This is a genomic window from Marinobacter sp. THAF197a, from assembly GCF_009363275.1.
In the GTDB taxonomy this organism is placed as follows: Bacteria; Pseudomonadota; Gammaproteobacteria; order Pseudomonadales; family Oleiphilaceae; genus Marinobacter.
In genome coordinates this window covers 1,576,874-1,602,812 of the sequence record NZ_CP045324.1, presented here as the reverse complement: position 1 = coordinate 1,602,812, position 25,939 = coordinate 1,576,874, and the positions used below count along the sequence as shown (strand labels likewise).

The 25,939-nt window shown below is 57.6% G+C and carries 25 protein-coding genes and 2 tRNA genes; 15 read left to right on the top strand and 12 right to left on the bottom strand.

All coding sequences use genetic code 11. The features are described from left to right. Positions 1 to 73: 73 nt before the first annotated feature. Positions 74 to 928 (top strand): 6-pyruvoyl trahydropterin synthase family protein, encoded by an 855-nt coding sequence (locus FIV08_RS07475; protein WP_152437889.1) that lies wholly within the window; start codon positions 74 to 76, stop codon positions 926 to 928. A gap of 293 nt (positions 929 to 1,221) precedes the next feature. Here the strand turns inward: FIV08_RS07475 and FIV08_RS07470 are convergent. From FIV08_RS07470 to gltX, 3 genes are all read right to left on the bottom strand, one after another. Beyond that, positions 1,222 to 1,297, bottom strand: a tRNA-Glu gene (locus tag FIV08_RS07470). 7 nt (positions 1,298 to 1,304) lie between these two features. Then, positions 1,305 to 1,380, bottom strand: a tRNA-Ala gene (locus tag FIV08_RS07465). Between the two features lie 116 nt (positions 1,381 to 1,496). Continuing rightward, on the bottom strand, positions 1,497 to 2,978 hold the full coding sequence (gene gltX / locus FIV08_RS07460) for a glutamate--tRNA ligase (protein WP_152437888.1): 1,482 nt from the start codon (positions 2,976 to 2,978) through the stop codon (positions 1,497 to 1,499). 145 nt (positions 2,979 to 3,123) lie between these two features. On the opposite strand from gltX, the gene FIV08_RS07455 reads away from it, so the two are divergent. The 3 genes from FIV08_RS07455 to FIV08_RS07445 all read left to right on the top strand — a co-directional run bounded on the left by FIV08_RS07455 (position 3,124) and on the right by FIV08_RS07445 (position 6,043). Then, entirely contained in the window at positions 3,124 to 4,086 is a 963-nt protein-coding gene (locus FIV08_RS07455) for a zinc ABC transporter substrate-binding protein (protein WP_152437887.1), read from the top strand. 291 nt (positions 4,087 to 4,377) lie between these two features. After that, entirely contained in the window at positions 4,378 to 4,764 is a 387-nt protein-coding gene (rnk, locus tag FIV08_RS07450; protein WP_152437886.1) for a nucleoside diphosphate kinase regulator, read from the top strand. Between the two features lie 103 nt (positions 4,765 to 4,867). Next, positions 4,868 to 6,043 carry a cytochrome P450 gene (locus FIV08_RS07445; protein ID WP_152437885.1) on the top strand — a complete coding sequence of 392 codons (1,176 nt, stop codon included), beginning with the start codon at positions 4,868 to 4,870 and terminating at the stop codon, positions 6,041 to 6,043. 35 nt (positions 6,044 to 6,078) lie between these two features. On the opposite strand, the gene FIV08_RS19710 is transcribed toward FIV08_RS07445, so the two are convergent. Beyond that, positions 6,079 to 6,249, bottom strand: coding sequence for a hypothetical protein (locus tag FIV08_RS19710; protein WP_172972256.1), 171 nt, complete (start codon positions 6,247 to 6,249; stop codon positions 6,079 to 6,081). Between the two features lie 132 nt (positions 6,250 to 6,381). On the opposite strand from FIV08_RS19710, the gene FIV08_RS07440 reads away from it, so the two are divergent. Then, positions 6,382 to 7,554, top strand: a complete 1,173-nt coding sequence (locus FIV08_RS07440) for a trans-sulfuration enzyme family protein (RefSeq protein ID WP_152437884.1) — start codon at positions 6,382 to 6,384, stop codon at positions 7,552 to 7,554. A gap of 68 nt (positions 7,555 to 7,622) precedes the next feature. On the opposite strand, the gene FIV08_RS07435 is transcribed toward FIV08_RS07440, so the two are convergent. Further along, entirely contained in the window at positions 7,623 to 8,648 is a 1,026-nt protein-coding gene (locus FIV08_RS07435) for an AraC family transcriptional regulator (protein WP_152437883.1), read from the bottom strand. A 147-nt stretch (positions 8,649 to 8,795) separates the two neighbouring features. Between FIV08_RS07435 and FIV08_RS07430 the strand changes: the two genes are divergently transcribed. The 3 genes from FIV08_RS07430 (at position 8,796) to secD (ending at position 12,548) form a co-directional block, all read left to right on the top strand. Continuing rightward, a complete protein-coding gene (locus FIV08_RS07430; RefSeq protein WP_152437882.1) occupies positions 8,796 to 9,674 on the top strand; it encodes a fatty acid desaturase family protein in 879 nt (292 codons plus the stop codon). A gap of 115 nt (positions 9,675 to 9,789) precedes the next feature. Next, positions 9,790 to 10,167, top strand: a complete 378-nt coding sequence (locus tag FIV08_RS07425; protein WP_152437881.1) for a hypothetical protein — start codon at positions 9,790 to 9,792, stop codon at positions 10,165 to 10,167. A 74-nt stretch (positions 10,168 to 10,241) separates the two neighbouring features. Next, positions 10,242 to 12,548, top strand: coding sequence for a protein translocase subunit SecD (gene secD / locus FIV08_RS07420; RefSeq protein ID WP_152437880.1), 2,307 nt, complete (start codon positions 10,242 to 10,244; stop codon positions 12,546 to 12,548). Between the two features lie 62 nt (positions 12,549 to 12,610). On the opposite strand, the gene FIV08_RS07415 is transcribed toward secD, so the two are convergent. Continuing rightward, on the bottom strand, positions 12,611 to 13,387 hold the full coding sequence (locus FIV08_RS07415; RefSeq protein ID WP_152437879.1) for an SDR family oxidoreductase: 777 nt from the start codon (positions 13,385 to 13,387) through the stop codon (positions 12,611 to 12,613). 212 nt (positions 13,388 to 13,599) lie between these two features. Between FIV08_RS07415 and FIV08_RS07410 the strand changes: the two genes are divergently transcribed. Both FIV08_RS07410 and FIV08_RS07405 read left to right on the top strand, forming a co-directional pair. Then, complete coding sequence (locus tag FIV08_RS07410) at positions 13,600 to 14,040, top strand: methylglyoxal synthase (protein ID WP_106695455.1); 441 nt, start codon at positions 13,600 to 13,602, stop codon at positions 14,038 to 14,040. A 76-nt stretch (positions 14,041 to 14,116) separates the two neighbouring features. Next, a complete protein-coding gene (locus tag FIV08_RS07405) occupies positions 14,117 to 14,857 on the top strand; it encodes a transporter substrate-binding domain-containing protein (RefSeq protein WP_152437878.1) in 741 nt (246 codons plus the stop codon). Positions 14,858 to 15,091: 234 nt separating this feature from the next. Here the strand turns inward: FIV08_RS07405 and FIV08_RS07400 are convergent, their stop codons facing one another. Further along, positions 15,092 to 15,685 carry a class I SAM-dependent methyltransferase gene (locus tag FIV08_RS07400; RefSeq protein ID WP_228715510.1) on the bottom strand — a complete coding sequence of 198 codons (594 nt, stop codon included), beginning with the start codon at positions 15,683 to 15,685 and terminating at the stop codon, positions 15,092 to 15,094. Further along, the gene (locus FIV08_RS07395) at positions 15,682 to 18,813 is read right to left on the bottom strand and encodes a DUF3427 domain-containing protein (protein ID WP_152437877.1); all 3,132 of its coding nucleotides are present in this window, start codon (positions 18,811 to 18,813) and stop codon (positions 15,682 to 15,684) included. Before FIV08_RS07395 ends, FIV08_RS07400 begins: the two co-directional genes overlap by 4 nt. A gap of 294 nt (positions 18,814 to 19,107) precedes the next feature. Between FIV08_RS07395 and FIV08_RS07390 the strand changes: the two genes are divergently transcribed. Both FIV08_RS07390 and FIV08_RS07385 read left to right on the top strand, forming a co-directional pair. Further along, positions 19,108 to 19,737 carry an HPP family protein gene (locus tag FIV08_RS07390; protein WP_152437876.1) on the top strand — a complete coding sequence of 210 codons (630 nt, stop codon included), beginning with the start codon at positions 19,108 to 19,110 and terminating at the stop codon, positions 19,735 to 19,737. Beyond that, complete coding sequence (locus FIV08_RS07385; RefSeq protein WP_152437875.1) at positions 19,731 to 20,762, top strand: NAD(P)H-dependent flavin oxidoreductase; 1,032 nt, start codon at positions 19,731 to 19,733, stop codon at positions 20,760 to 20,762. The genes FIV08_RS07390 and FIV08_RS07385 overlap by 7 nt, the downstream gene beginning before the upstream one ends. Before the next feature lie 39 nt (positions 20,763 to 20,801). Here the strand turns inward: FIV08_RS07385 and FIV08_RS07380 are convergent, their stop codons facing one another. Further along, positions 20,802 to 21,713, bottom strand: a complete 912-nt coding sequence (locus FIV08_RS07380) for a hypothetical protein (RefSeq protein ID WP_152437874.1) — start codon at positions 21,711 to 21,713, stop codon at positions 20,802 to 20,804. Between the two features lie 173 nt (positions 21,714 to 21,886). Here FIV08_RS07380 and FIV08_RS07375 point away from each other — a divergent pair, with 173 nt between their 5' ends. Further along, the gene (locus tag FIV08_RS07375) at positions 21,887 to 22,336 is read left to right on the top strand and encodes an acyl-CoA thioesterase (RefSeq protein ID WP_152437873.1); all 450 of its coding nucleotides are present in this window, start codon (positions 21,887 to 21,889) and stop codon (positions 22,334 to 22,336) included. 6 nt (positions 22,337 to 22,342) lie between these two features. Further along, positions 22,343 to 22,786 carry a gamma-glutamylcyclotransferase family protein gene (locus FIV08_RS07370; protein ID WP_152437872.1) on the top strand — a complete coding sequence of 148 codons (444 nt, stop codon included), beginning with the start codon at positions 22,343 to 22,345 and terminating at the stop codon, positions 22,784 to 22,786. A gap of 3 nt (positions 22,787 to 22,789) precedes the next feature. On the opposite strand, the gene FIV08_RS07365 is transcribed toward FIV08_RS07370, so the two are convergent. The 3 genes from FIV08_RS07365 to FIV08_RS07355 are packed head-to-tail and all read right to left on the bottom strand — an operon-like array spanning position 22,790 to position 24,895. After that, positions 22,790 to 23,134, bottom strand: a complete 345-nt coding sequence (locus tag FIV08_RS07365; protein ID WP_061331870.1) for a YdbL family protein — start codon at positions 23,132 to 23,134, stop codon at positions 22,790 to 22,792. Positions 23,135 to 23,174: 40 nt separating this feature from the next. Next, positions 23,175 to 23,354, bottom strand: a complete 180-nt coding sequence (locus FIV08_RS07360; protein WP_058092783.1) for a YnbE family lipoprotein — start codon at positions 23,352 to 23,354, stop codon at positions 23,175 to 23,177. Between the two features lie 32 nt (positions 23,355 to 23,386). After that, entirely contained in the window at positions 23,387 to 24,895 is a 1,509-nt protein-coding gene (locus FIV08_RS07355) for an intermembrane phospholipid transport protein YdbH family protein (protein ID WP_228715509.1), read from the bottom strand. Positions 24,896 to 24,992: 97 nt separating this feature from the next. Between FIV08_RS07355 and FIV08_RS07350 the strand changes: the two genes are divergently transcribed. Next, positions 24,993 to 25,850, top strand: coding sequence for a PA4780 family RIO1-like protein kinase (locus FIV08_RS07350; RefSeq protein ID WP_152437870.1), 858 nt, complete (start codon positions 24,993 to 24,995; stop codon positions 25,848 to 25,850). The last annotated feature ends 89 nt before the right edge of the window (positions 25,851 to 25,939 follow it).

Sequence of the window (25,939 nt, the reverse complement as noted above, 5' to 3'; positions counted from 1 at the left end):
CGCAGTAAACTGCTGAATCACCCGATTTTTGCTAGAATTCCGCCACCATGCAACCAAATCAGCCGGACCACCCATGAACCACCTCTTTGTCGACAATATCACCGTGATTGACTTTGCCTACCTGGACCCGGCCCGGGGCCTTGTGGGTGAAAGCTGGATTACAGACGTAGTCCTGGGCGGTGAACTGGACGACCAGGGTATGGTGTTCGATTTCAGCCTGGTAAAACGCACCATCAAACGGGTAATCGATGAACGGGTCGATCACCGATTGGTGATTCCGCGTGGCTATGAAGGCCTGAATTGGGACGAAGAGACACCAGATGCTTTCATTTGGAACCTGACCGATGGCAGCCACATTGAACACCGCTCCCCCGACGAAGCCGTGGTGTGGCTGTCTTCCGACCGGGTAGTGCCGTCTGCCGTGGCGGCCCTGTTGGAAAAAGAACTGAAAGCCGTTCTGCCCGGCAACGTCACGTCGGTTGAGATCAACCTGCGGGAAGATGTGATCGAAGGCGCTTACTACCACTACGTGCATGGCCTGAAGAAGCACCTGGGCAACTGCCAGCGCATCGCCCACGGCCATCGATCCCCGATTCGCATAGACCGCAATGGCCACCGGGACTACGAGCTGGAAAACCGCTGGGCCAAGTTATGGAAAGACATCTACGTTGGCACCGAAGAAGACGTGACCCGGCGCTTTGTTGGCGAAGACGGCGTTGGCTACATCACCTTCGAATACGAAGCCAACCAGGGCGAATTCGCCCTAACCCTGCCGGAAAGCCGCGTGTACATGCTCGACACCGACACCACTGTAGAGCTCATCGCCGCCCATATCGCCGACAAACTCAAAGCCGAGTTCCCGGAGGACGAGATTCGGGTGAAGGCCTACGAGGGAGTTGGTAAGGGGGCTATTGCCAGCCGGGTCTGACCCCGAACGGGGTCTGACCCACCTTTGCCCGTCTTAAGCACCCAATCAGAACCAATGGGTTTTCAGGGGTCTGTCCCCGCATGGGGACTGACCCTTTTTATGGCACCAAACCTGAAGACCCCACCCTTCTGCCGGCGGAGGTCTGGTTTTCCCATGGGCTCTGATTTGGTGCAATAGACGGGCAAATGGGGGTCAGTCCCCGTTCGGGGACAGACCCTTTAAAACCCCATAAAAAAACCGCCCGAAGGCGGTTTTTTTGTGGCTTTCCGGTGGACTAAACCGTCAAGCCGAATTGGCGTCCCCTAGGGGGTTCGAACCCCTGTTGCCGCCGTGAAAGGGCGGAGTCCTAGGCCACTAGACGAAGGGGACTAGAAATTGGTGGAGCCAAGCGGGATCGAACCGCTGACCTCAACACTGCCAGTGTTGCGCTCTCCCAGCTGAGCTATGGCCCCTCAACGGATGCGTATATTAAGGATCCGCCCCTAGGGCGTCAACACCCGATTCCGCTTTTTTTAAAGTTTTTTGGACATCCCTGTCCGTGTCGTTCAATTAACCAACAAACCGCTCATCAAATACCCAGAGCGGCGTATTCCTTTTCCACTTTCTTGGTTTCTTTCTTGGAAAAGCCACCCATCACGTCCAGGGCGTGGCGCAAACGGGAGCGGGTCATGTCCGGGCCGAGCAACGCCATGGAGTCCATCACGGACCAGGAATTAGGCGTTCCGGCAATGGCCACGAATATGGAGAACATGAAATCCCCCATCTTCAGATCCATAGCTTTAGCCAGAGCCTTGATGTCGGCAAAGATGGTGTCCTTGCCCCAGTGGCGCTGGGCTTCCAGCTTCCACAGGGCAAACTGCAGCACCCGCTTGATCTGGCCTTCATCCAGTTTGTTATGGGTAAAGTCTTCCGGTTTCAGGTTCAGCATGCCACTGAACATGAACTGGGCCATGGGGGCCACGTCAGAAAACACTTCTGTCCTGCCCTTGATGTGCGGCACCAGCGCTTGCAGATCGTCACGGTTGAACCACCACTGGTGCATGCGCTCCATGAACTGCTCATCGCTCAGCTCGTCACGAATCCACTGGCCGTTCAGCCAGCGCAGCTTCTCCACATCGAACACCGGGCCACCCAAGGATACACGCTGGATGTCGAAGTTCTCGATCATCTCATCCAGGGTGAACTTCTCGCGCTCATCCGGCATGGACCAGCCCATACGGCCCAGGTAGTTGGTAACCGCCTCTGGTAAAAAGCCCATGCGCTCATAGAAGTTGATGCTGGTGGGGTTCTTGCGCTTCGACAGCTTGCTCTTGTCCGGGTTGCGCAGCAGCGGCAGGTGGCACAGCTCCGGCATATCCCAACCGAAGTACTGGTACAACAGCTTGTGTTTGGGCGCGGAGTTAATCCACTCCTCACCGCGCAACACATGGGTAATGCCCATCAGGTGGTCATCCACCACGTTGGCCAGGTGATAAGTAGGCATGCCGTCGGATTTAAGCAGGATCTGGCAATCCACCTGGGCCCAGTCGATCTCGATGGTGCCACGGAGCATATCCTGAATTTCGCACACGCCCTCGTCCGGCACTTTCATGCGAATGACGTAAGGGTCGCCGGCGTCCAGTCGACGCTTCACTTCTTCCTGGGGCAGCTCCAGGTCACCTTTGATGCCCGGGTTCAGGCCCTGGGCCTTGCGCTCTTCCCGAATCGCATCCAGCTCATCCGGTGTGCGGAAGCAATAAAAAGCGTGGCCGGCCGTGACCAGGTCTTCCGCGTACTGACCGTACATATGCTTACGCTCAGACTGGCGGTAGGGGCCGTGGGGGCCGCCTACGTCGGGGCCCTCATCCCAGTTCAAGCCCAGCCAGCGCAACGCCTTGAGAATATCCTGCTCAGATTCTGCCGTGCTGCGGGCCTGGTCGGTATCTTCAATGCGCAGAATGAATTGACCACCGTGCTGGCGAGCAAAGCACAAATTAAACAGGGCCACGTAGGCAGTACCAACGTGTGGGTCACCGGTGGGCGACGGGGCAATTCGGGTGCGTACAGTCATGAAACCATCCTGAAAATAACTGACCAGTGAATAAAGCCGGCATTATAGCGGCCATGGCTGGTTTTCGCATGATCCGGTTTTGCACAGCGCACCTGAAGTGTAATATTATAACGTATCGAAAAAGCCATCAGGATAGTCCTCCACCATGCAAATCAAAGCGTCTTACCTCGCCCTCGGGCTGAGTGCCCTGGTTGCCTCAGCTCCGGTTGCAGCAGCCAACATTGTCACCTCCATCAAACCACTGGAACTGATCGTCAAGGCGGTGGCCGGCGACGAGGCCAAGGTAACTACCCTGGTCCCCGCGGGCTCCAGCCCACACAACTACACCATGAAGCCGTCCCAGCGCAGGGCCCTGGAGCAGTCCGATGTGATTTTCTGGGTAGGGCCGGAGATGGAAACTTTCCTGAACCGGCTGCTGAGCGGCCGGGAATTCCAGGATCGCGCCATGGCCTTCATGGAAGGACCTGAAACCGATAACGAAGAGGATCATCACGACCATCATGATGATCATCACGGCCACCACGATCATCATGACGATCATGGCCACCGGGAAGACGCGCATGCCCATCATCACCACCATGACCATGGCGACGGCGAAGACCCCCACATATGGATTGATCCTGCGCTGGCACTGGAGATGGCAAAAGACGTTCGTACCAGGCTGGCCACTCTGGACGGCATGAATGCCGACCAACTTGATGCCAACCTGGCGCGTTTTGAAGAAAGCCTGGCCAAGGCTGAGCAGGACATTCGCGCTCGACTCAGTGGCGCACAGAATATCAGCCTGTTCGCCTACCACGACGCCTTCACCCGCTATGCGGAGCATTACGGCCTGACCCTGGACGGCGTACTGACCCTGAATCCGGAATTGTCTCCCGGCGCCCGGCATATCGCCGAGGTTCAGCGCAAGCTGCAGCAAGCCAACCAGCCCTGCCTGCTCACGGAGCCCCAGTTCAACCGGCAGTGGTGGCGTTCCATCACCGAAGGCCTTGATGTCACCTTCAGCACCTGGGACCCGCTGGCGACCGACATCGAAAGCAATGCGGAGGGTTACATCAACTTCCAGTACAGCATCGCCGACGCCGTTACCAACTGCCTGCCAAAATAACCCCACCTGACTCAGGGCCCGGCCATCCGTATAAACCGGCCGGGCCTCAATTGCACGTTGCTCTTTTCAGACACAGCGGGTAGATTTCAGATAATTGTCTATTCCCGTGTGATGAGTTCATCGTGAACAAACCTAGCACCAGCATTCACACATTCCCTCCGGCACTGCGGTCTTCCTTTGCGAACACCGGCAGGGCTTCTGTCCGTCTCTGATTTCGCTGAATCCCTCCAAACACCTCCCCGGATTCAGCACTTAACCAAACATACCTGAACCTTTTTTCCGGAGATTACTATGTCTGATTTACCTGCGATTACTGTTGCCGAAGAAGATTACAACCGCCTCAGCACCCTGCTGGAGCGCATGGCCGGCAAATCGGAAGTGGCCGACGGCCTGGAGGAAGAACTGAGCCGTGCAGACCTCAAGCCACTGGCGGATATGCCCGAGGGCGTGGTCACCATGAACTCAATGGTGCGCTTCGTAGACGAAGACGCCGGCAAAGAACACGAGATGATGCTGGTATACCCCCACGAAGTGGGAGACGCCGACCACAAGGTGTCTATCCTGGCCCCGGCCGGCGCCGCCATGCTGGGCCTGAGCATTGGCGACAGCATTGAATGGCCAATGAAAGGCCGCAAGCCGATTCACCTGAAAGTGGTCAGCGTTACCCGAAAAGCATAAGCAGTTTCCTTTACAAATATCAGCACTTGATATTTCTCCAAAGGCTCGACGGCCTCCGGTGTTAGGCTTCCACCAAGCTAACCGAATAATCCGAGGAGGCCGTATGGCAGAACAGCGTCACCAGGACTGGGACCCCAGAGCCAAAGACGTCCAGCAGGATCAGATCCGGGCCTACGATGACATGCGTCAGACCTGCCCGGCGGCCTGGAGTGACTACCAACAATGGACGCTGTTCCGCCACGCCGATGTGATGCGTGTTCTGGAAGACCACGACACCTTCAGCAATGCCGTCTCGGCCCATCTTTCCGTGCCCAACGGTATGGACCCGCCCGAGCACACGCCCTACCGCAAAGCGATTGAGCCCTATTTCGCCCCGGAGCCCATGGCCCGGTTTGAGCCTCAATGCCGGGACGTCGCTCGGGGGCTCGTCAATGATCTGCAAAAGAACCAGTCGGTGGATGTGGTCAACGCCCTGAGCCGCCCGTTCGCCCTGCAAATCCAGTGCGCCTTTATGGGCTGGCCCGACAGCCTGCACCAGCCCTTGGCGCAGTGGGTGATGAAGAATCACCGGGCAACCCTGGCCGCCGACCGTGCCGCCATGGCGGAAGTGGCAGAAGAGTTCGACGGCTACATCCGTGATTTGCTGGATACCCGACGCCAGGCTGGCGACCAGGCAGCGGATGACGTTACCACCCGGCTGCTGCGCGAACAGGTCAACGGCCAGCCGATGACCGATGGAGAGCTGGTCAGCCTGCTTCGCAACTGGACCGTGGGTGAGCTGGCCACCATCTCCGCCAGCATTTCCATCCTGACCAACTACCTGGCCCACCACCCGGACCTGTTCAACGATCTCAAGGCTGCACCCGAGCAGCTTCCCGAGGCCATCGACGAAATCCTGAGGATGGATGCCCCGCTGATCTCCAACCGGCGCATCACCACCCGCGACGTGGATATCGGCGGTCGCCACATTCCCGCCGGCGAAAAGATCACCCTGCTGTGGGCCTCGGCCAACCGGGATGAGGACATCTTCGGCGACCCGGACAACTTCTGCCCGCACCAGAACGCCCCGAAGAATCTACTCTACGGCGCCGGCATCCACATATGCCCAGGGGCGCCGTTGGCGAGGATGGAACTGAGAGTCTTCATGGAAGAGCTGCTGAAGCAGATTAATGGCATCGAAGTGGTCGGTAGCGACGCCCCCGAGCGGGCCATGTTCCCCACCGGCGGCTTCAACTACCTCCCCCTCCAATTTTTGGGGTCAGACCCCAAGACATTTTGACCCATCAAATGTGCTGGGGTCTGACCCCAGCTGATTCAGTCTTCGGTAAGCACCAGGGCTTCGCCCACCTTGTTCAGAGTGGCCATGTTCTCTACGGCAACCGCCAGGTCCTGTGGCGTCACCTTGCCCTTCTTGGAGGCGCTGGTGAGAACCCCCACGCCCAGAGGCTTGGTTATCGAGTACGTCCGGAGCAATCTTACAGCCACATCCCGCACCGTGGCTGAACTGAGTCACTTTGATGGCCAAGGTTTGATCCTTCTGAGTACTGAGAACTTTGATAGTATGGCTTTCCAGTAGATTGGATAAGGGGTCTGACCCCAAATTAGATAGGAACGCCCATGACCAAGCCAGAGAACCAAGGCCCCGCCACCCGCATCATTCACAACCGCCGCCACGAGGATGCGTTCGGCAGCCCTTATTCACCGGTATACAACACCACCACTTACCGGTTCGAGAACACGGCAGCCTTGCTGGATGTGATTGAGAAGCGCACCGAGGGTAATCTTTATACCCGCTGGGGCACCAACCCCAGCATCAATGAGCTGGAACAGGGGCTGGCAGGGTTGGAACAGGCGGAAGCGGCGCTGGCGTTTGCCTCAGGCATGGCGGCCATCTCCGCCACGCTGCTCACCCATGGCCGCAACGGCATTGTCTGCGTGGGCGATCTGTACGGTGGCACCCAGGAGCTGCTGAAAAACCACTGCATGGCGCTGGGTATTGATGTGCAATTCCTGTTCAGGGAAGAGCGGGCACTGCTGGAAAGCCGGCTGGATGTGCCCGGGAAACTGGTGTACTTCGAGACACCCGCCAACCCGAACCTGGCGCTCCTGGATATTCGCGCCATCGCCGAAACCGCCCACCAACACGGAGCCCGGGTGGCGGTGGACAACACCTTCGCCAGCCCCATTAATCAGCAACCGCTAACACTGGGGGCGGATCTGGTACTGCACAGCGCCAGCAAATATCTGGGCGGCCACAGCGACATCACCGCCGGGGCTCTGATGACCTCAGCCGAATTGGCTAAACCGGTCGCCGCCTGGCGCAAGAACCTCGGCCAGCTGATCGCCCCGGAAACCGCCGCCCTGCTCTCCCGCAGCTTGCGAACCTTGCCGGTACGAATCCGCCAGCACAACGAAAATGCCATGGCGGTGGCCCGGGCCATGGAACAGCACCCGAAAATCACCAAAGTCCACTACCCCGGCCTGCCCTCCTTCGAAGGCCACGAACTGGCCAAACAACAAATGACCGGCTTCGGCGGCATGCTCAGCATTGAAGTGGAAGGCGGCCAGCAAGCAGCCGAACGTGTGGCGGATTCCCTGAAAATCTTCCTCCTGGCCACCAGTCTTGGCGGCGTAGAAAGCCTGGTCAGCCAGCCCAGCGCCACCAGCCACCACAGCCTGAGCCGGGAAGAACGCCTGAAACGCGGCATCGGCGACGGCATGCTGCGCCTGTCCGTAGGCCTGGAAGACCCCCAGGACCTAATCGCCGACCTCAACCAGGCCCTGAAGTAAACTTTGGGGTCAGACCCCAGGACATTTGAAGGGGTGAAATGTCTTGGGGTCTGACCCCAAAGATTGATTTAGTCCTGCGTTGGTGACGAAGTTTTGCGGTACTCGCCGGGGGAGCAATGCATCCAGCGGCGGAACGCTCGGGTGAAACTGGCGGTGTCGGTATAGCCTAGGTGAATGGCGAGTTCGTCCAGCTTCATGGCGCTGTTCTTCAGCAGCTGCAACGCCAGTTGGCGGCGTTCTTCTTCCAACAGTTTGCGGAAACTGGTGCCCTCCAGGTCCAACTTGCGCCGGAGACTGCGGGGGGACATGGCCAAGGTTCCTGCCACTTCATCCAGCGATGCCACCAATCCCAGCGGCCCGAGTAACTGCTGTCGCACCTGTCCGGCAAAGCCGCCTGTTTGTCGCCGCTCAAGTTGTTGACGGCATTGATGATCCAGCACTTGCACCAGGTGCGGGTCGAAGGTCGGCAGAGGACGATCGGCATCCGCCCGCAGAATAACCAGTGCGTTGCGCGGCCGATTAAACGTCAGCCTCACGCCGCTCAGCTCCTCTAAGCAGGAGGCATAGGGCAATGGCTCGCCTTTCAGTTCGATCGCCTGCACGTCAAAGCCTGCCAGGCTCAGCTCTTTGAACAGATTAAGCCCCGTGGCCAGATCCCGCTCCAGCAGAAACTGGCGCAAATGGCGGGGAATATCATCGGGATCAAACGCAACGCCGAAGTCATCGCCTTCCACAAAGGTCTGCATTTTGCAGTAGGCGGTACTGAGCGGCAGGTATCGCAGGGCTAATACGGTGGCATCCCGCAAGGTTCGGCTGGTGCGCAACGCAAAGCCCCAGATTCCAAAGGTCGACACGCTGTATTGCAGACCTATACGGAACCCCAAAGCCGGCGTGTCTGGCAGTGCCAGGATCAGGTTCTCGATCAGCCGCATTTCCTGGGCGCGGGTAATCAAGCCATCAGCCGCCTGCAAGTCCTCCTCTGCAATGCCGGTACCCAGCAAACAGGTCTCGCGATCTACTCCTTGCCTGACAGCAAAGTTGATCATGACCTGGCTGATGGTAACTGGGTGCAAAAGGGTATCGGAATTTGACATAGCTCGGGAGTATGCCCCGCCCCCGCAAGCCGGACAAGCGCACAAGGTGCCAAGGCCGTTTATGCCTGTTGATTGGCCATAGCTGCCCTGTCTGCACTGGCGCGCCAAGTCTATTGTAGGCATTGTCAGAACAACCCGGAGCACCCGATGACCGAAGACCTCACCACCCTCAACAAGCAGGCCATCACCGCCGCAAAACAGCACATGGGCGAGGTAGCCTGGCCCACCGTGGCACTGACCTTTGCCACCGTCGTTTCTTTCGTGCTCACCCTGGCATTATTCATGGCCGGGGCTCTGCCTGTCTGGGCTGCCACACTGCTGATCGGAGCGCTGACGTATTTCTCCTACACCCCGCTGCACGAGGCCGTTCACAACAATATCCACGGTGAACACGACCAGCTGACCTGGCTCAACCATCTTTGCGGTTATCTGGTTGCTCCGTTGATTGCCGTGCCCTATCAGTCACACCGGCTGGAGCACTTCACCCATCACCGCTACACCAACCAGCCGGATAAAGACCCGGACTTCCTCATCAGCGGCATGGGTAAGGGGCCTTTCAGCGCCCTGCTGACGGTGCTCAGGTTCCTCTGGGTACAAAACACCTTCTTCGCCCGCCAACATTGGGGCAGCGCATCCCGAAGGGAAAAAGTCATCTACTGCACCGAACTGTTTGTCTCCATCGGTTGGCGAATCCTGTTTCTGTCGCTGGTGAGCCAGAGCGGCGCAATGGCGGTTGTTCTGGTCGGATATTTGATTGGCGGCGCCTTCACCGCCTATTGGTTTGCCTACCGGCCGCACTTGCCCTACAAGGAGCCAAAGCGCTACCGCAACACCAACAGCCTGATCATGCCCGCCTACATGAAACCGGTGGAGTGGTTCTGGCTCGGGCAGAATCTGCACTCAATCCACCACCTGTTTCCGAGAGTACCGTTTTACCGGTACCACGCCCTGCACCGCGAGATCGAACCGGTCCTGCGAGCCCATGGCACCCCGATCATCGGCATCTTCAACCGCCACCCGCAATAATCTTTGGGGTCAGACCCCAGGACATTTGAAGGGGTGAAATGTCTTGGGGTCTGACCCCATCTTGAATCCCGGAGGCCTTGCCCCAATAATCGAGGAATCTTCCGGGAACATTTCCATGAACAGATCCCTCGCAATGCAGTTGCCGCCCTGGCGCCAGATGGTGTCCGGTTTTGCTGTGGCTGTGTTTGCCCTGGTTCTTCTGTGTTCAATCACCCAAGCGCACGCCCAGCCGAGCCCGGCAGGCAAGGTTGTGGTCAATCACCTGGACCATCTGGTGGTTGCCAGCCACAACCCGGCGTTGGCGGTGGCAGAAACCGGCTCAGCGGAAGACGAGCCGTTCCTCGATAGCCCAGAGCAGCTGGTCCGGCTTCTTGATGCAGTGCTCTGGTCGCAATCCCGCGCTCCGGTGCCGGCGGTCGACTACCGCGCCGAGCGAGCCGCTTCCCTCACCGATTTCACCACGCCGCCCCTGCGGGCACCGCCCATCGCGTAATCCCCTGCACAGAACATCACGCAGACCGGCCGTAACGCCTGTCTGACCGCGACCCGGTTTATCAAGGATTACCGATGAAATCATTACGTTCACGGGCCATGGTGTATGGCCTGGTGATTGTGCTCGGGCTACTGAGCGCAATGCCGAATCTGTTGCCGGCCAACCTGGCCGACAAGTTCCCGGACTGGTACCTGGAGAACACCCTGTCACTCGGGCTCGACTTGCAGGGCGGCTCGCACCTGCTGCTGGAAGTTGACGCCACCGAACTGCTCGCCAACAACCCGGGCCAACCGGAAGACCTGCTCCTCAAAGATGCCGTAGAACGCAGCCTCGAAGTGGTACGCCGGCGCCTGGACGAAACCGGCCTGGTGGAGCCCAGCATTACCCGCCAGGGCAAGAACCATATCCTGGTGCAGATGCCCGGTGTGGCCGACCCGGCTCATATCCGCGAACTCTTAGGCACCACCGCCCAGATGACCTTCCATTGGGTTGCCAAGCCGGATGAAAGCCGGCGCTCCGCCGTTCTCCGGCTAACCGACGCCACTGGCGAACAGGAATATGTGCTGGAGAAACGGGTAGCCATGCAGGGCGAACACATCAGCGATGCCCAAATGGCCTTTAACCAAGACACTACCGAACCGGTGGTCAACTTCAAACTCGACTCCGAGGGCACCCGCCTGTTCGGCGACATGACCCGCCAGAACATCGGCCGGCCACTGGCCATCGTGCTGGACAATCACGTGATCACCGCGCCGGTCATCCGCAGCGTGATTGCCGGCGGCAGCGGCGAAATCAGCGGCTCCTTCACCACCGCGGAAGCAAGCAACCTGGCCCTGTTACTGAGAGCCGGCGCCCTGCCCGCGCCTCTGCACGTCATCGAAGAACGCACGGTAGGGCCGGACCTCGGCAGCGATGCCATCGCCATGGGTGTGAGCACCGGCCTGCTCGGCGCAGCCCTGGTGATCGCTTTCATGCTTGGTATCTATGGCCGCTGGGGGTTGATCGCCTGTGCCGGATTAGCCGTGAACATCGGCCTGGTTCTGGGATTGCTCAGTATACTCGGGGCCACACTGACACTGCCGGGCATTGCCGGCATCATCCTCACCATTGGCATGGCGGTCGATGCCAACATCCTGATCAACGAACGCATCCGGGAGGAATCCCGCAAAGGCAAAGTCGCCTGGATGGCACTCCGGGAAGGCTTCGGGCGTGCCTACAGCACCATTCTGGACTCTAACGTGACCACCCTGATTGCCGTCAGCCTGCTGTTTATGTTTGGCAGCGGCCCGGTAAAAGGGTTCGCGGTAACCATCGGCATCGGCTTGCTCACTTCCCTGTTCACCGCCGTCGCCTTCAACCGCTTGGTCATGGAATGGTGGATCAAGGGCCGGGAGCGGGAGCCGCTCACCATTGCAGGGTTTGCCTGGCTGGATCGCCTAAGCGAGAGGGGCGTCAACTTCATGAAAGGCCGGGTGATTGGCCTGGTGCTGTCTGGCGTTCTGTCGATTGCCTCCATCGCCCTGTTCATCCAACCCGGCCTGGATTACGGCGTGGATTTCACCGGCGGCACCCTGGTGGAAGTGCGCGCGCCTTCTGTCTCCGTGGATGAGTTGCGAACAACCCTGCAAAGCCAGCAACTGGGCGCTGCGTCCATTCAGGAGTTCGGCCAGGACGGTGATTTCCTGATCCGGCTCCCGGCGGATGCCAGCTCCAACACAGGCGCGGCACACCCGGTAGACGCCCTGAAATCCGCCGTCACCAGCCTGCAGCCGGATGCCAGCTTCCCGAAAGTGGACGTGGTCGGCCCGAAAGTCAGCGGCGGCTTCAGCGATGCCACCATCCTGGCCATCCTGTTGGCAGGCGCCGGCATGCTGGCCTACCTGTGGATTCGCTTTGAATCCCACTTCGCCCTGGCCGCCACCATCACCATCGCCCTGGACCTCACCAAAACCATCGGCTTCTTCGCCCTGGCCGGTGTGGAGTTCAACCTCACCGCCGTGGCCGCCTTGCTGGCCCTGATTGGTTATTCCGTGAACGACAAAGTGGTGGTGTTCGACCGTATCCGGGAAAACCTGCGGCAAACACCGGACATGCCCATGCTGGAATTGCTAAACCGCAGCATCTCCTCCACCCTAACCCGAACCGTGTTCACCTCCGTGACCACCTTCCTGGCACTGTTGCCCATGGGCATCGCCGGCGGTGCTGCGGTATCCAGCTTCGCCTTGCCCATGCTGTTCGGAATCGTCATCGGCACCAGCTCCTCTGTGTTCATAGCCTCGCCCATTCTCTACTACCTGAGCGAACGTCGATCCCGAAAAGGCCTCACCCAACTGCGACCCACCGCCGAGGAAATGCGCAAAGAACTGGAACTGATCCCATAACCTTTGGGGTCAGACCCCCGGACATTTCACCCAACGAAATGTCTTGGGGTCTGACCCCAATTTCAGCGGCTGACCAGGAAGTCGGTGAATTTTCGGGTAAGGAAACCTGGCAGGAGTTTGTTGGTGAACCAGAGGCTGCGGGCGCGCCAGCCGGGGATGATCATGAATCGTCGGCGGTCGATGCCTTTACGGATCTGTGCCACGGCATCATCCAGTTGCAAAGTGCCGGCCATCAGCTTCAGGGCTTCAGTCTGCTTGGGGCGATTGAAGCGTTCGGCCTCTACCATCGGGGTTTCCACCTCTGGTGGGCACACCACCGATACATCAACACCCTTGGCTGCCAGCTCGATGCGCAACACCTCGGCCAAGCCAACCACACCGTACTTGGACGCACAGTAAGCCGCATAGCCGTAGCAGCCCACCAACCCCGCCATTGAAGCCACCAAAACCAGGTGCGAACCAGCGGCCATATGGGGCAGTACGCCAGCCACCACATTACGCGAGCCAATCAGGTTGATGTTGATGACCCGGGCATAGGCGTCGTCATCGATAGCCTCAAAATCCGCAGCAATGGCAATGCCCGCGCAATGAATCACCACATCGGGTTGCCCGCCTTCAGCGGCTTGGGCAAAGGCGATTCTCACCTCACCCGGTTTGGTGACGTCCATAGCAAAGGCGCGCACCCGTTCTGGCCCGGCAATAGCCGACAGCTCCGCTACCGCCTGCGCGGTCGGCTGAATATCGAACAACGTAACGGCCGCCCCCAAACCCAGGTATGTTCGCGCTAAATGAAGGCCGATGCCGCTTGCACCGCCGGTGATATAGACCTGCTGCACCATGAGGTTTCTCCGGGTTGTCTTGTTATACCCCCAAGCATATCGCCCCCGGAAATCGCACCCCATGCCCCGGGCGCCCATATGGCAGCCGACGGCGGGGCTATTGACCAGCCCTACAGACTGTGTTGCCCGCCCCATTTGTACTATTCCCCGTGCTTACCGATTGTGAAACACTTGACCACTTTCATGGCACAGCAAAGGAGCAAACCATCACAATGGCCGTAACATCCGTCGCCCTGGTGGCACACGACAACAAGAAGAAAGAACTGGTTGAATGGGCGAACGAAAACCGCACCCGCCTCGCGCCGCTGCGTCTATACGCCACCGGCACCACCGGCCGCCTGCTCAAAGAAAGCCTGCAACGTGAAGACCTGCACTCCCTGTTAAGTGGCCCTCTGGGTGGCGACCAGCAAATCGGCGCCAAGATAGCCGAGGGTGAAATCGACCTACTGGTATTCTTCTGGGACCCACTGGAACCCCAACCCCACGACCCCGACATCAAAGCCCTGCTGCGCATCGCCGCCCTTTGGAACATCCCGGTTGCCTGCAACCGCGCCACCGCAGAGTTCGTGCTGACCTCCGCCTACATGACCGACGACAATCACCGGTCACAAAAGCCGGATTTTTCCGATTACACCGGCCGCAAAGTTCGTTAACAGAAAGTCACAGGCATTTGCAGGATTTGGAACTAGTATTCAGATAAACCCTTCAAGGGAGTAGAGGGGAAATTTAATGCATTCCAGAATCCTTTTTATAGCCGCGGCGCTGGCCATCGCCAGCATGGCACCGGCCACCGCCTATGCCGATGGTCACGAGAACAGAATTTATATTGCTGTGATCGACGACATACCCAGCACCACCATGGCGGTGCGATTACTGGAGGTTGCCTATCAACGCCTGGGGCTGGAGATGAGAACCCTGGTGGCACCCTCTCGGCGCGCCCTGATGATGGCAGACAACGGCAAGCTGGACGGAGACTTGTTCCGCATTGAGAGCGTGGCGGCTGAGTATCCAAACCTCACGCAGGTTGATTACCCGCTGCTGGAGGGTGGATTATTCGCGGTAGTGCGCGACCCCAACGCGCAAACCATGCCAGAGCCTGGCGATCAGCCGCTTAAAGTGGCCGTTCGCCGCGGCGTCATCATCGCCGAGCAAACCGCCGATACACTTGGCATGGAGCCATTGCATACCGAAAGCTACGAGCAGATGCACCAACTGCTTGAGCGGGGGCGCGTGGAGCTTGCCCTGGTGTCTGACATTGAAGGGCTGTCGCCACTGACATCCGACAACTGGAACCAATTCACCGTGCTGCCGGAACCGGTTATCCGTTTCAAGCTTTACCACTACGTGAACCGCCGGCACGGCAACCTTGCCCGGGAACTGGCACGGGTATTGGCAGAGCTGGAGCGCGAAGGCGTGAAAGACGACATCCGGGAACGTACGCTGGAGGAACAGGTAAACGGAGATTGGTAAACGGGCCACCCCGCTGAGGCGGCCCTATACGGCATCAGGAAGCTTTCTTCAGCTTCTTCTTCAGTGACTTGATCTTTGCTTCGTGCTTCTCGATCTTGGCTTTGCGGGCGTTGATCTTTTTCTTCAGGTTTTTCTCAGCTTTCTTGGACATAACTGCCTCCTGGTTGTCATTGGCTTCCGGTTGGTAGCTACTTTCATTGTAAGTGGGGTTTAGGGGAAGGCAAGGCAACAGAATTAAGCCCGGTACACAGCGATCTCCCACCACACATCGGCACGGTTCAGCTGATCGGCACGCGGCCTATCCGGCAAAGGCACCGGCATAACGGCCCGGTGGCGGGCAAAGCTATCCAGCTCGGCTTTTGACACTTCGTAGAACTGGCGCTCACCATCCCCCGGTCCGTGTCGCAGAGTGATCACCAACATGCCAGACGGCGCCAGCAGTTCAGTCAAAATACGGAACGCCCGCTCTCGAGACGTAGGCGGCAGGTGCATCCACACCGCCGACACCAGCACCGGATCAAATCGGTAACTGAGTTTGCGGATTTCGCTCAGGTCCGGCAGGGCATCGTCCACCCACTGGATACTGCGATGAGCGGTTGCCACCTCGCCCAGGCGGCGCAATTCCGCTGCCGGTTCCACCGCCACTACGTCCCAACCACGCTCTGCCAGTGCCAGTGCATCTCGGCCGCTACCAGCGCCCACATCCAGCGCCAGACCGGCTTTCTTGTCCAACTGGGGAAGCCAGTCGCGGTGGACCTGTTCGAAGGTCAGGGACTGGTATTGGGTGAAGAATTTTGGGGCGTTTTTGTTGTAGGGACCGTAACTCATGCCACCGCCAGCTTAGCCGCCTGATGCCACATAAAGTTTGGCATCGGGGTTCGGAGTTTCCAGGTAATACTCATGGGCTGGGAACCAGTGTGAGACACGTAATCCACCTCACCATAATTCACAAACCCCATCGTGCGACCATATTCATCTTTCGCCTGCTCTCTTACAAACAGGAACAACCGCTTGTTGATGGATTGGTGTTGAATATAGTCCTTCCCTTTGCCCCGGTCAGGCCGGGAACTGTTTTGCGACTGCCAGTGAAACAGCTGCTCGCTGATCGCGTAGTCGTGGTACATGGTGGTTGGTGAGAACTGCTTTTCGTTTTTGTCCAAGGTGACAAACAGCAGCTCGATGTTCTGATTCGGGATGACATACACACCTTCCCTCGATGGTGGCTGGTGCTCGAAGGTCATGGCACCAAAGCCAACCAGAATCTGCTCTCGGGAATAGCGGGCGTGCAATCGCAACGGCACTTCCTGCAACCCCGGCATGGCCAGCTGTTCGTGCTTTGTTTTCGTCAGTTTCCAGTCGAGCACGTCCACCAGCTCCTGTTCCAGCCCCAGCTTGCTGAGTTCTGCCAGGCTTTGGGCAAGCGAATCAAATTCCAGCTCCGGCCCTGTTTTCTGCCAGAAATCGTAATGGCACATAAGGGCTTGGCGATCGTTGGCGTTATCCCAGCTAAAGCCGGCTTGGCATAGCTTCTGGAGGAACAGCAGATACTGGTGATCGTCACAGATCAGAATCCGGTTATAGATGGCCTTCTTCGCGAGCTTGAACGGCGAATCATCGGCTACGTCTTCTTCTTTCGCTTTGCTTACCAACTCCGCCCAACTGCCCCGTTTGTATAGTTCGTTCAGGTCGATATGAGGATGATGGGTTATAAAGTTTTTCAGCGTGAGAGGCTGCGTGGAATGCTGAGGAAACTGACGAACCAAAGACACCAGCCGCTTCATGGTCAGCGTGGCTTGCCGTATGTTGCTCAGCACCATTTCCTGGGTTTTCTTGGTGAGCTCAATCCGGCAACCCAGCGGTGCATGCGGGAAGCCCTGCTTGAGTTCCTCCGTAATCGAGCGTTCTGACTTACCCACCAGTGCCCGGAATTTGTTGGCAAAGTCGTACTCAGGCCGGGAGTTGCCCACGAAATCCAGAACCGTGCAGCAGTCTTTATCGTCTGCCAAACGCAGTCCACGGCCGAGTTGTTGCAGGAAGATGGTCAGGCTCTCGGTTGGACGCAAGAACAGCAAGGTATCGACTTCCGGAATATCGACGCCTTCGTTGAATATGTCGACCACACACAGAACGTTGATTTGCCCGGATCGAATGGCTTGCTGCTTTTGCTGGCGCTCGTGGCTGTTGTCACTGGTGAGCACATCCGCTTTGATACCGTGCAGTAGGAACTGTTGCGCCATGAAGTTTGCGTGGTCATGACCCACACAGAAAGCCAAAGCCTTCATACTTTCGATATCAGTGATGATTTCCCGCAAGCTTCGCAGAATCTTTTTTACGCGATTCTGGTTGTGCGTATACAAGTTCGTCAGCTGAGCAATATCGTAACGCCCACGACTCCAAGGAATGGTGCGCAGGTCGGTGTCATCATCTATTCCAAAGTATTGAAAGGGGCAAAGGTGCCGACGGTTAATAGCTTCCGGCAAGCGGAGTTCGGCGGCAATCACACCGTCGAAGTCGCTGAGGATATCCTCATTGTCATGCCGCTCTGGTGTGGCAGTTAGCCCCAGCAGTATCTCAGGCGAAAAGTGCTCCAGTACCGCCCGGTAACTGGATGCGGCAATGTGATGCACTTCGTCGATCACGATGTAATCGTAATAGTCTTCAGTGAGCTTTAGCTGATCCAGCTGGTTGTTTAATGTCTGGATCGACACGAACAACTGGCGGTAGTGCTCTGGCAACTGGCCGCCCACCCAGAGTTCGCCAAAGGCATTGTTTCGCAGCACGCCTCGGTAGGCTTCGCGGGCTTGCCGTAGGATTTCTTCCCGGTGCGCCACAAACAGAAAGTGGGCATTCGGTTTTGCTTTCAGGAACCGCTGAAAATCAAACGCCGAAATCAGCGTCTTGCCGGTGCCTGTGGCGGCCACCACGAGGTTTCGGAAACGCTGATGCACGTCCCTCTCGACAGATAACTGCTCCAGAATGTCCTTCTGGTGGGCGAACGGGGTGATTTCGAAATAGTGGGAGACACCGGGAACATCCAACCCTTTTTGCTGCTTAAGAGCTCGGTTTAGCTTTTCAGTGCTCTCCGCCTGCCCATCAAAACCCTCAAATTCGTCTGATGCCCAGTACGTCTCAAAAGTGCTCAAAGACTTGTTGATGATGTGAGGAATTTCTTGCGAGGTGATCTTCAAATTCCACTCGAGGCCGTTGGTTAATGCCGATCGGGACAGGTTAGATGAACCAATGTAACCCGTGTGAAAGCCAGTGTTCCGAAGGAACAAATAGCTCTTGGCGTGAAGCCTTTCGCGCTCGGTGTTGTAGCTCAGTTTCACTTCGGTATTGGGCAGGCTGGCCAGATACTCAACGGCTTTGGCATCCGTTGCCCCCATGTAGGAGGTGGTGATGATTTTCAGCTCACGACCACTGGTGGTGAAAGCTTCCAGCTCTTTCCGGAAAATGCGGATGCCGGCCCACTTGATGAACGACACCAGCCAATAAATCTTGTCTGCGGACAGAATCTCACGTTTGAGCTCGGATTCCAGTGACAAGCCGGCATTGCTGCCAGAGAACAGCTCGCTCTGCGTCAGGCCTGTTAGCGGAAAAATGTCTTCTACGTATTGTTTGAGGTTGGCAGCAACAGGGTTTTTCAGCTCGTAAAGCGCGGTGAGAAGCTTGCCTTGGCTATCGAGAAGGTTTTCCGCAATAAAGCCTTCGTCAGAAATCTGGCTCTTGAGCCACATCAGCAGCTGGTTGGAGAGTTTGATTTGCTCTTGCAGCCGATCATCGCCCGACGGCACGGCTTCAATGGCAAATTCAAGGATGCTGGAAAGGAATCGTGACAGCCACACTGAGGCTTCGGCGTTATTGAGCTGGCGTTCACCGACGTAGAACTTGTCTCTGTCCAGTCGACTCTCGACGAGCTTGGTGATTAGCTGCTCGTAAATTCCAGTTTGTTGCATCCATTACATTCCGTGTTGACGACGACCATCGGCTAAACGCTGAGATCGCTGACTGTCATGATTGCTTGCTAACGAACTCATCATCGAACCTTAGCCTTCAAGGCTCATATTTCCAAGAAATTCCACAAGTTTTGCAGAGCAGGCAACCTTGGCCTTTCACTCTGAGGTTCAAGCCCGCACATTATCCAGATTACCCTTAACCCATATCGAAAATCCCTGTTTGCCTTGATATTCATCAGTGTTTACCATCGCGCCCCTTTCAATTAATGCACCAAATCAGGGCAAGCCAAGATCATGGGACGCAGGAACGAGCAGCTGCGCTGGCAGCTGGCCAAAGGATTGCTGAATGCACTTCATCTGGAACGACTGGCCACGCGGTACAGTCGAACCACGGTTATGGCTGTGTTCAATCTGATCAATGGTGGTTTCAGTATTGCGCTGGTCTCTTTTGTTGCGCTTGTCACCCAGGAAGCGTTTATCTTTCCCTCGCTCGGCGCCACCGCCTTTATTCTGTTCTATGTGCCCATGGCCCAACCCGCTTCACCAAGAAACACCCTGTGCGGACACCTCATTGGCGCTCTCACTGGGCTGTTCAGCCTGTACCTGTTCGGTTTGCTGGATCAGCCGTCCGCTTTTATGACGGGTGTCGACTTGCCTCGGGTGGGCGCAGCGGCCCTGTCTCTGGGGCTGGCCAGCTGCCTGATGGTGGTGTTCAGGGTAGCGCACCCACCAGCGGGCGCTACGGCGCTGATCGTTTCTCTGGGGCTGATGCCAGACCCGGCCCAATTACCTATACTGATGGCCGGTGTCGGCTTGCTGCTGGCGCATGCTTTTGTAATGAATCGCTTGGCCGGCATCCCCTACCCGCTGTGGTCCACAGCAACAGCAGGTCCCGTCATGCAGGATAGGAAAACGTCATGCTGAACTTTCTGGGAACAGATTTACCCATCATTCAGGCGCCCATGGCAGGCGTTCAAGACAGCCGGCTGGCGGCAGCGGTTTCCAATGCCGGCGGGCTCGGATCGCTGCCTTGCGCGATGTTGACCGCGGCTGCACTCCGGGCAGAGCTTGAAGCCTTGAAAGCCAGCACAAACCGGCCATTCAACCTGAATTTCTTTGCCCACACTCCACCAGAACCTGATACCTCAGCGGAAAAGTCCTGGCGGGCGGCGCTGGCGCCCTACTATCGGGAATACGGGTTGGACGAAGGCGTTATTGCCAATGGCCCCGGGCGGCTACCCTTCAACACCGAGATGGCTGCCATTGTGGAGGAATTCCGGCCAGCCGTTGTGAGCTTCCATTTTGGCCTGCCTGCGCCCGAGTTGCTGCAACGGGTCAAAGCCGCTGGAGCTACGGTGCTGTCATCGGCTACCACGGTAGAAGAAGCCCTTTGGCTGGAGGGCAACGGAGCCGACGGCATTATTGCCCAGGGGCTTGAGGCCGGTGGCCACCGGGGTATTTTCCTGACAAAGGACATGAGCACGCAGATGGGAACGTTTGCCCTTTTACCCCAGGTGGTTGCTGCGGTGAGTGTGCCGGTTATTGCAGCCGGTGGCATTGCCGATGCCAGGGGCGTAAAGGCGGCACTGGCACTTGGCGCTGCGGCGGCCCAGGTGGGCACGGCGTTTATGCTGTGTCCGGAAGCCACAACCCGGGCGGTTCATCGCGAGGCGCTAAAGAGCGATGCGGCCCGGCACACGGCCATCACTAATTTGTTCTCCGGGGGCCCGGCAAGAGGCATTATGAACCGAGTGATGCGAGAGCTGGGGCCGATATCAGCCCTGGCTCCCGCTTTCCCATTGGCCACCAACGCCATAGCACCATTGCGGGCGGCCGCCGAGGCACAGGGCTCCGAGGATTTCTCGCCTTTATGGTGTGGGCAGAATGCCGCTGGTTGTAGGGAGGTTTCGGCTGGGGATTTGGTAAAACAGTTGGCCGAAGATCTTTGAGGGGCTAGGGGTGAAGGCTTGGCCTTCACCCCTTAGTGATCAGAGTGCGGGAACGACGCCGATCTCGCTGCAGTTGTCATAGCTTTCAACGAGCTGATTATCAATCCAGATCGCCACTACGCCAGTTCCTCCAGTGCTGGTGCCGAAGCGAATCTCCGCGGTGCCATTACTCGCAACTCGAAACACGCCAGCGACCGGACATTCCTGGCCTTCGACAAACTCAACAACCACGGGTGTTGTGAGCTGGATATAACCACCAATCGCAGAGCCAATCAGTTTGGCTTTGTTGGAATACTCTGCTTCAGATCCATTAAATATTAAACGCGTTTCACCATCGGTGACCGCGACGTACCGTTCTCCAATCTTGAGCTCAAATACGCTGATGGTATCGATAAAGCGAGCGGAGTCTTCCGTTCCCGAATAATCAAAATCGACCCGACCGCGCATGAGGAGCTGTTCAGCCCCTTCTCCTGATTGCACTTGGCCGTTAATGTTGTAGGTTTCAAACCCTTTGATGCTGGTTTCCGTTAACGTATCGACATAGCGGTAATCACCGTTTAGCGTGACGGCACCGAACCCACTCGTGTTTACTACACAACCCTGCAATGTCCAGGTCTCATCACTATTATCGTCGGCTCCCGCGTAGGTCACCGTGGCAGTACCCCCGCCGTCACAGTCTGTGGTGCCCGAGACTCCCCCGCTCTGAGTCGCGAGTATGTCCTGAACTTCAACAATCAACTCCGATCCGTAATCAACATCATCGTAGAGCCCCAGGATACCGCGAACATCCGACTCCGGACCAACCTCAACCGTTTGCTCCGCCAGATTATCGTTATCCAGAGTCAGGTCTGGCCCGTCAGAACCGCCACCTCCGCCGCCACCACAGGCCGCCAACAAGGTAACGCTGGATAACACTGCCAAGCCACGCACACCTTTCCTTACAGCAGTCATAATTATTCCCTTTGTACAATCACACCAACACTATGTGTCTTGTCGGACTAATTCCTTAGCCCACTACTTGCTTCTATATTCAAACACAGTTCGGAGACCGCTTTACAATAATGGGTCACATCGTCAAGTATGGAAAGCTGACCTGGCCAATCGGTATTAACTTAGGAGTCTTCATGTCGGAACAGCCTTTCCGTTTTCGCTTCCGGGTGCGCTATGGCGAATGCGACGCCCAGGGCGTGGTGTTCAATGCCCGCTATGCAGATTTCGTGGATATTGCTGTGAATGAGTATATCCGCACGCTGTTTGGTGATTACCAGCACCTGCTTGATCAGGACCTGGACATCCAGGTAGTCAGCATGACCGTTAACTGGAAAGCACCAGCGAAGTTTGACGATGTGCTGGAAGCCCGCATCAAGGCCGGGCGGCTGGGGAATACGTCTTTCACGCTGCACCTGGAATTCTTCCGGCACGGTGACGGGCAGTTTATCGCCGATGCAGACATCACCTACGTGCTTATCCAGCCTTCAAAGATGGCCAAGGCCGTCATTCCAGGCAGCCTGAAAGACAAGCTGGAAACCGGTGCGCCCGGGGTGCTGATCAGCCATGCCGGAGAGACTGTGTAGTAATTTATGAGAAAATCGATCAAACGCTCCCTGGCGCTGATTCTGACACTGCTGATGGTGGGCATTGCCTATCTCTGGCTGACCTTTGTCAGCAGCTTTGGCTATAACCCAACGGCGGAGCTGCCTGCCATCGACGAGGACGAAACCTATTCGGTGTTTGTGTACGGCACCCTCACCCGGCCCTGGGTGCGTTGGCTGGTGACGGGGCGTGCCGGCAGCAGCGAACTGGCAATACTCCCGGGTTTTCGCAAGGAAAAACTGGATATAAAGCCGGACGCTGATGCCAGCGTAGCCGGAGAGGTGATTGAAGTGAGCGCTAGTGAATTGCGGGCATTGGACAGGTACGAGCGGCTAGGCGTGCGCTACGAAAGGGTGGAGTTAACACTGAAGGATGGCCGATCAGCCTGGGTGTACAGGCTGATGGAGCCACTGATCCTTGAGCTGGAGTAAGCGTTATTTCTTCACCCACTGGCCATTGACCTGAACAAACTGCCCGGCCGGTGTTTTCTCGATAGCTTTCTTGCCAGCCACAGTTTCCACCTGGGTAACCGGTATGTCGTGCCGCTCGGCAATGCGGGCATATTCATCCCGGCGCGCGTTGTTGATGGCCTGCACCACCGCAGGCGCATCGCCTTCTGCGCGCACCACTTCCAGGTAACCGGTCGGCGTTTCGCCCACCAGGCCCTGCTGTTTGACGGTTTCCAGTTTCTGCTTGGCCTCTTCCAGGCTCATGGCGAGCGCCGGCAGTGCCATGCCGATGGCCAGAAGGAAGGCGCCCAGTTGCATCAGTCGTTTCATCTTCAACCCCTTGATCTGCCCTTGTTCAGGCCGCTGTTGTTCAGAACAGGCCTTTATCACTGAACAGTTCATCCACTTCCCTGTCCACTTTAACGTAGATCTCGTGCTGGATTTTAACGTTCAGGTTCACGGTAATCGGCTCTTTCGGTGCCGCCATCTGTACGGTTGGCGTGCAGGCAATGAATGCCAAAGGCAGGACCGATATCATCAGAACTCTCATCGCCAGCGGCCTGCGTGACCGCCACACATTGATCATGGTTTTGCCTCCTGCCCGGACTGTTGCAGCCGCTCCCGAACGCGTTCGGTAACCGCTTCGTTCACCCTGCCGCTCAGCTGTAGGCTGGTTAACAGCGCAGGAATGTCTTCTTCAAGATTGATGTTCAGCACCACCGGCTGGCCGCCGCGAACGCCCGGGCTTTGTCCTTCCAGCCGCAGGCCTAACATCAGCTTTCCATTCTTATCGTAGTCTATCGTGCTATCCAGCACCGAATAGTGAAAGTTTTGCAAAGCTTGCACCACCAGGTCCACGGCCTGGCTACCGCCCAACATGGCCTGAAGGCGCTCGCCCGGTAACCGCAAGCGGCCGCCCGGAACAATAGCCGCCATGGTGCCTTGCTCAACCTCTACCGATGTGCCGGAGATCATTAGCGGTATCCGGCCGTTTAGCCTGCCGGTGCCCTCAAAACCTTCGGCTGGGTAAACTTCCAACAGCCGTTCAAGCGATAACTCGTAGACGTCCAACGGGACGTTAACGGGATGATTGGCCAGATCGAAGGATTGCGGTGCGACTCTCAGGCGGCCATTGAGAAATTCGGCTGTGGCCTGCTGAACCTCTAACTGGCCAGTGAGCGGCTCGGCGGCCGGCGCTCGATAATCCGCCAGCAACCGCACCGGACCTATGCCAATGCCGGAGTTGATCTGGGCAATGGTGATGTCGCGCAGGCGGGCAGCCAGTGATTCATCTTCAAGGTTGAATAACAAACGGCCACTCATATCGGAAAACGCGGTTCGATCGAAGACCCCACTCACGCCCGCCAGATTCAGCCGGGCATCCAGTGCGAGGGGGGCATCCGGTTCCTGCCGAAAGCTAGCGGCCGCCTCAAGCTGACCATGGTTTAACGTGAGCAACGGGGGCCACTGGGCGAGTGTATCAGCGATTGCCGTGCCGGCTTGTTCAGCGGCCATGGCCATAGCTACCCGGCCAGCCATGAACTCCCCAGTCCGGTTTCTCAACACCACCTCCGCCAACAGGCCGGAATCTGATCGCAGCTGGCCCTCAAGGCTGAGATCAGACACAGCGCCACTCACCCGCCCGTCGAACCGCCAACCCTGGGGTTTCAGGCTGGGGTGTTGCAAGTCTTCAATCTCAATGGTGACCTGGCCAGCCACCGCAGTGCGGTCCACAAGGGCTTCGACGCCACCGAGGTTGATGGTGACGGTTACATCGGTCAGATCCAGCTGCACGTTATTTAAGAAAACCGAAGAATCTCCGGCGTTCTGTGCAAGGGTGGCGGCCGTCAGCCTTGAACCGGGTTTAAAACGGACGATAACCGCCTGGTTGTCTGCCTCAACCGAGTTAACCACCTCAGCCCGGATGCCGGTCACGCGCCAATCCGCAGTCTCGATATCCGGCAGGGCAATGCCCATTCGCCCCTGCTGCAGCAAGAACGACCAGTCCAGCGCGGAAGCTGACGGCACCCACAGCAAGCAGGCCAACAGGATGATCAGCGATCGCCATGGAAATCGTCCGCGCGGGATCAATACAACACTCCTTTGCTCACAATCAGGTAGTATGTGCCGATAAACGCTGGCCATGACCATACAGAGCCAGCAAGTTGAACCGGGCACAGAAACTTATATGAAGATACCAAAACGATTACAACCCCTCGTTGATGAAGGCATGGTGGATGAGGTGTTGTACCAGTTGATGAGCGGCAAGGAAGCCCAGGTGTTTGTGGTGCGCTGCGGCGACCAGGTGCGTTGCGCCAAGGTATACAAAGAGGCCCAGAAACGCAGTTTCAAACAGGCCGTTCAGTACCAGGAAGGTCGTAAGGTACGGAACAGCCGTCGCGCACGGGCCATGAGCAAGAAAACCCGCTATGGCCAGAAAGAGCAGGAAGACGCTTGGCTGAACGCCGAAGTAGACGCCCTCTACCGCCTGGCGGACGCCGGCGTTCGCGTGCCAGAACCTTTCGGTTTTGTCGACGGCGTGCTGCTGATGGAAATGATTGCCGACGGTGAAGGCAAGGCCGCGCCCCGGCTGGACGACGTTACCCTCACCCCCGAACAGGCCCGCAGTTACCACAGCAAGGTGATTGCCGACGTCGTGCGCATGCTCAGTGCCGGCCTGATTCACGGCGACCTGTCCGAATTCAATGTTCTGGTTGATGCCACCGGTCCGGTCATTATCGACCTGCCCCAGGCGGTTAATGCAGCTGGCAATAACAGCGCGGAGCGCATGCTCGAGAGGGATGTAGACAACATGCGCCGCTATTTCGGCCGCTTTGCCCCGGAACTGCTGAATACCGATTATGGCAAGGAGATCTGGGCGCTTTATGAAGCCGGCGACCTGCACCCCGACAGCCAGCTGACGGGCTGCTTTGAGCACGACACCGAAAGCGCGAACGTGGATGAGCTGCTCGATGTAATTGAAGCCGCCAAGGAAGAAGAATGGGAGCGCCAGGAGCGCCTGCGGGATGCCGAAGACGAAGACTGACGTTGCCACCGGGCATTGTACGAAAGCCGGAGGGCCCTGCGGCGTTTAATCGTTTAGAATGGCAGGATCAATCTGCGGACCGACAAACA

Bases quoted from the DNA above. Each gene is read 5' to 3' on its own strand.
- FIV08_RS07410 (WP_106695455.1), top strand. From the start codon at position 13,600: ATGGCCGTAACATCCGTCGCCCTGGTGGCACACGACAACAAGAAGAAA.
- FIV08_RS07350 (WP_152437870.1), top strand. From the start codon at position 24,993: ATGAAGATACCAAAACGATTACAACCCCTCGTTGATGAAGGCATGGTG.
- FIV08_RS07400 (WP_228715510.1), bottom strand. From the start codon at position 15,685: ATGAGTTACGGTCCCTACAACAAAAACGCCCCAAAATTCTTCACCCAA.
- FIV08_RS07415 (WP_152437879.1), bottom strand. From the start codon at position 13,387: ATGGTGCAGCAGGTCTATATCACCGGCGGTGCAAGCGGCATCGGCCTT.
- secD (WP_152437880.1), top strand. From the start codon at position 10,242: ATGAAATCATTACGTTCACGGGCCATGGTGTATGGCCTGGTGATTGTG.
- FIV08_RS07445 (WP_152437885.1), top strand. From the start codon at position 4,868: ATGGCAGAACAGCGTCACCAGGACTGGGACCCCAGAGCCAAAGACGTC.
- FIV08_RS07390 (WP_152437876.1), top strand. From the start codon at position 19,108: ATGGGACGCAGGAACGAGCAGCTGCGCTGGCAGCTGGCCAAAGGATTG.
- FIV08_RS07455 (WP_152437887.1), top strand. From the start codon at position 3,124: ATGCAAATCAAAGCGTCTTACCTCGCCCTCGGGCTGAGTGCCCTGGTT.
- FIV08_RS07385 (WP_152437875.1), top strand. From the start codon at position 19,731: ATGCTGAACTTTCTGGGAACAGATTTACCCATCATTCAGGCGCCCATG.
- FIV08_RS07365 (WP_061331870.1), bottom strand. From the start codon at position 23,134: ATGAAACGACTGATGCAACTGGGCGCCTTCCTTCTGGCCATCGGCATG.
- FIV08_RS07380 (WP_152437874.1), bottom strand. From the start codon at position 21,713: ATGACTGCTGTAAGGAAAGGTGTGCGTGGCTTGGCAGTGTTATCCAGC.
- FIV08_RS07425 (WP_152437881.1), top strand. From the start codon at position 9,790: ATGAACAGATCCCTCGCAATGCAGTTGCCGCCCTGGCGCCAGATGGTG.
- FIV08_RS07440 (WP_152437884.1), top strand. From the start codon at position 6,382: ATGACCAAGCCAGAGAACCAAGGCCCCGCCACCCGCATCATTCACAAC.
- rnk (WP_152437886.1), top strand. From the start codon at position 4,378: ATGTCTGATTTACCTGCGATTACTGTTGCCGAAGAAGATTACAACCGC.
- gltX (WP_152437888.1), bottom strand. From the start codon at position 2,978: ATGACTGTACGCACCCGAATTGCCCCGTCGCCCACCGGTGACCCACAC.
- FIV08_RS07375 (WP_152437873.1), top strand. From the start codon at position 21,887: ATGTCGGAACAGCCTTTCCGTTTTCGCTTCCGGGTGCGCTATGGCGAA.
- FIV08_RS07395 (WP_152437877.1), bottom strand. From the start codon at position 18,813: ATGCAACAAACTGGAATTTACGAGCAGCTAATCACCAAGCTCGTCGAG.
- FIV08_RS07430 (WP_152437882.1), top strand. From the start codon at position 8,796: ATGACCGAAGACCTCACCACCCTCAACAAGCAGGCCATCACCGCCGCA.
- FIV08_RS07370 (WP_152437872.1), top strand. From the start codon at position 22,343: ATGAGAAAATCGATCAAACGCTCCCTGGCGCTGATTCTGACACTGCTG.
- FIV08_RS07475 (WP_152437889.1), top strand. From the start codon at position 74: ATGAACCACCTCTTTGTCGACAATATCACCGTGATTGACTTTGCCTAC.
- FIV08_RS07405 (WP_152437878.1), top strand. From the start codon at position 14,117: ATGCATTCCAGAATCCTTTTTATAGCCGCGGCGCTGGCCATCGCCAGC.
- FIV08_RS07360 (WP_058092783.1), bottom strand. From the start codon at position 23,354: ATGAGAGTTCTGATGATATCGGTCCTGCCTTTGGCATTCATTGCCTGC.
- FIV08_RS07435 (WP_152437883.1), bottom strand. From the start codon at position 8,648: ATGTCAAATTCCGATACCCTTTTGCACCCAGTTACCATCAGCCAGGTC.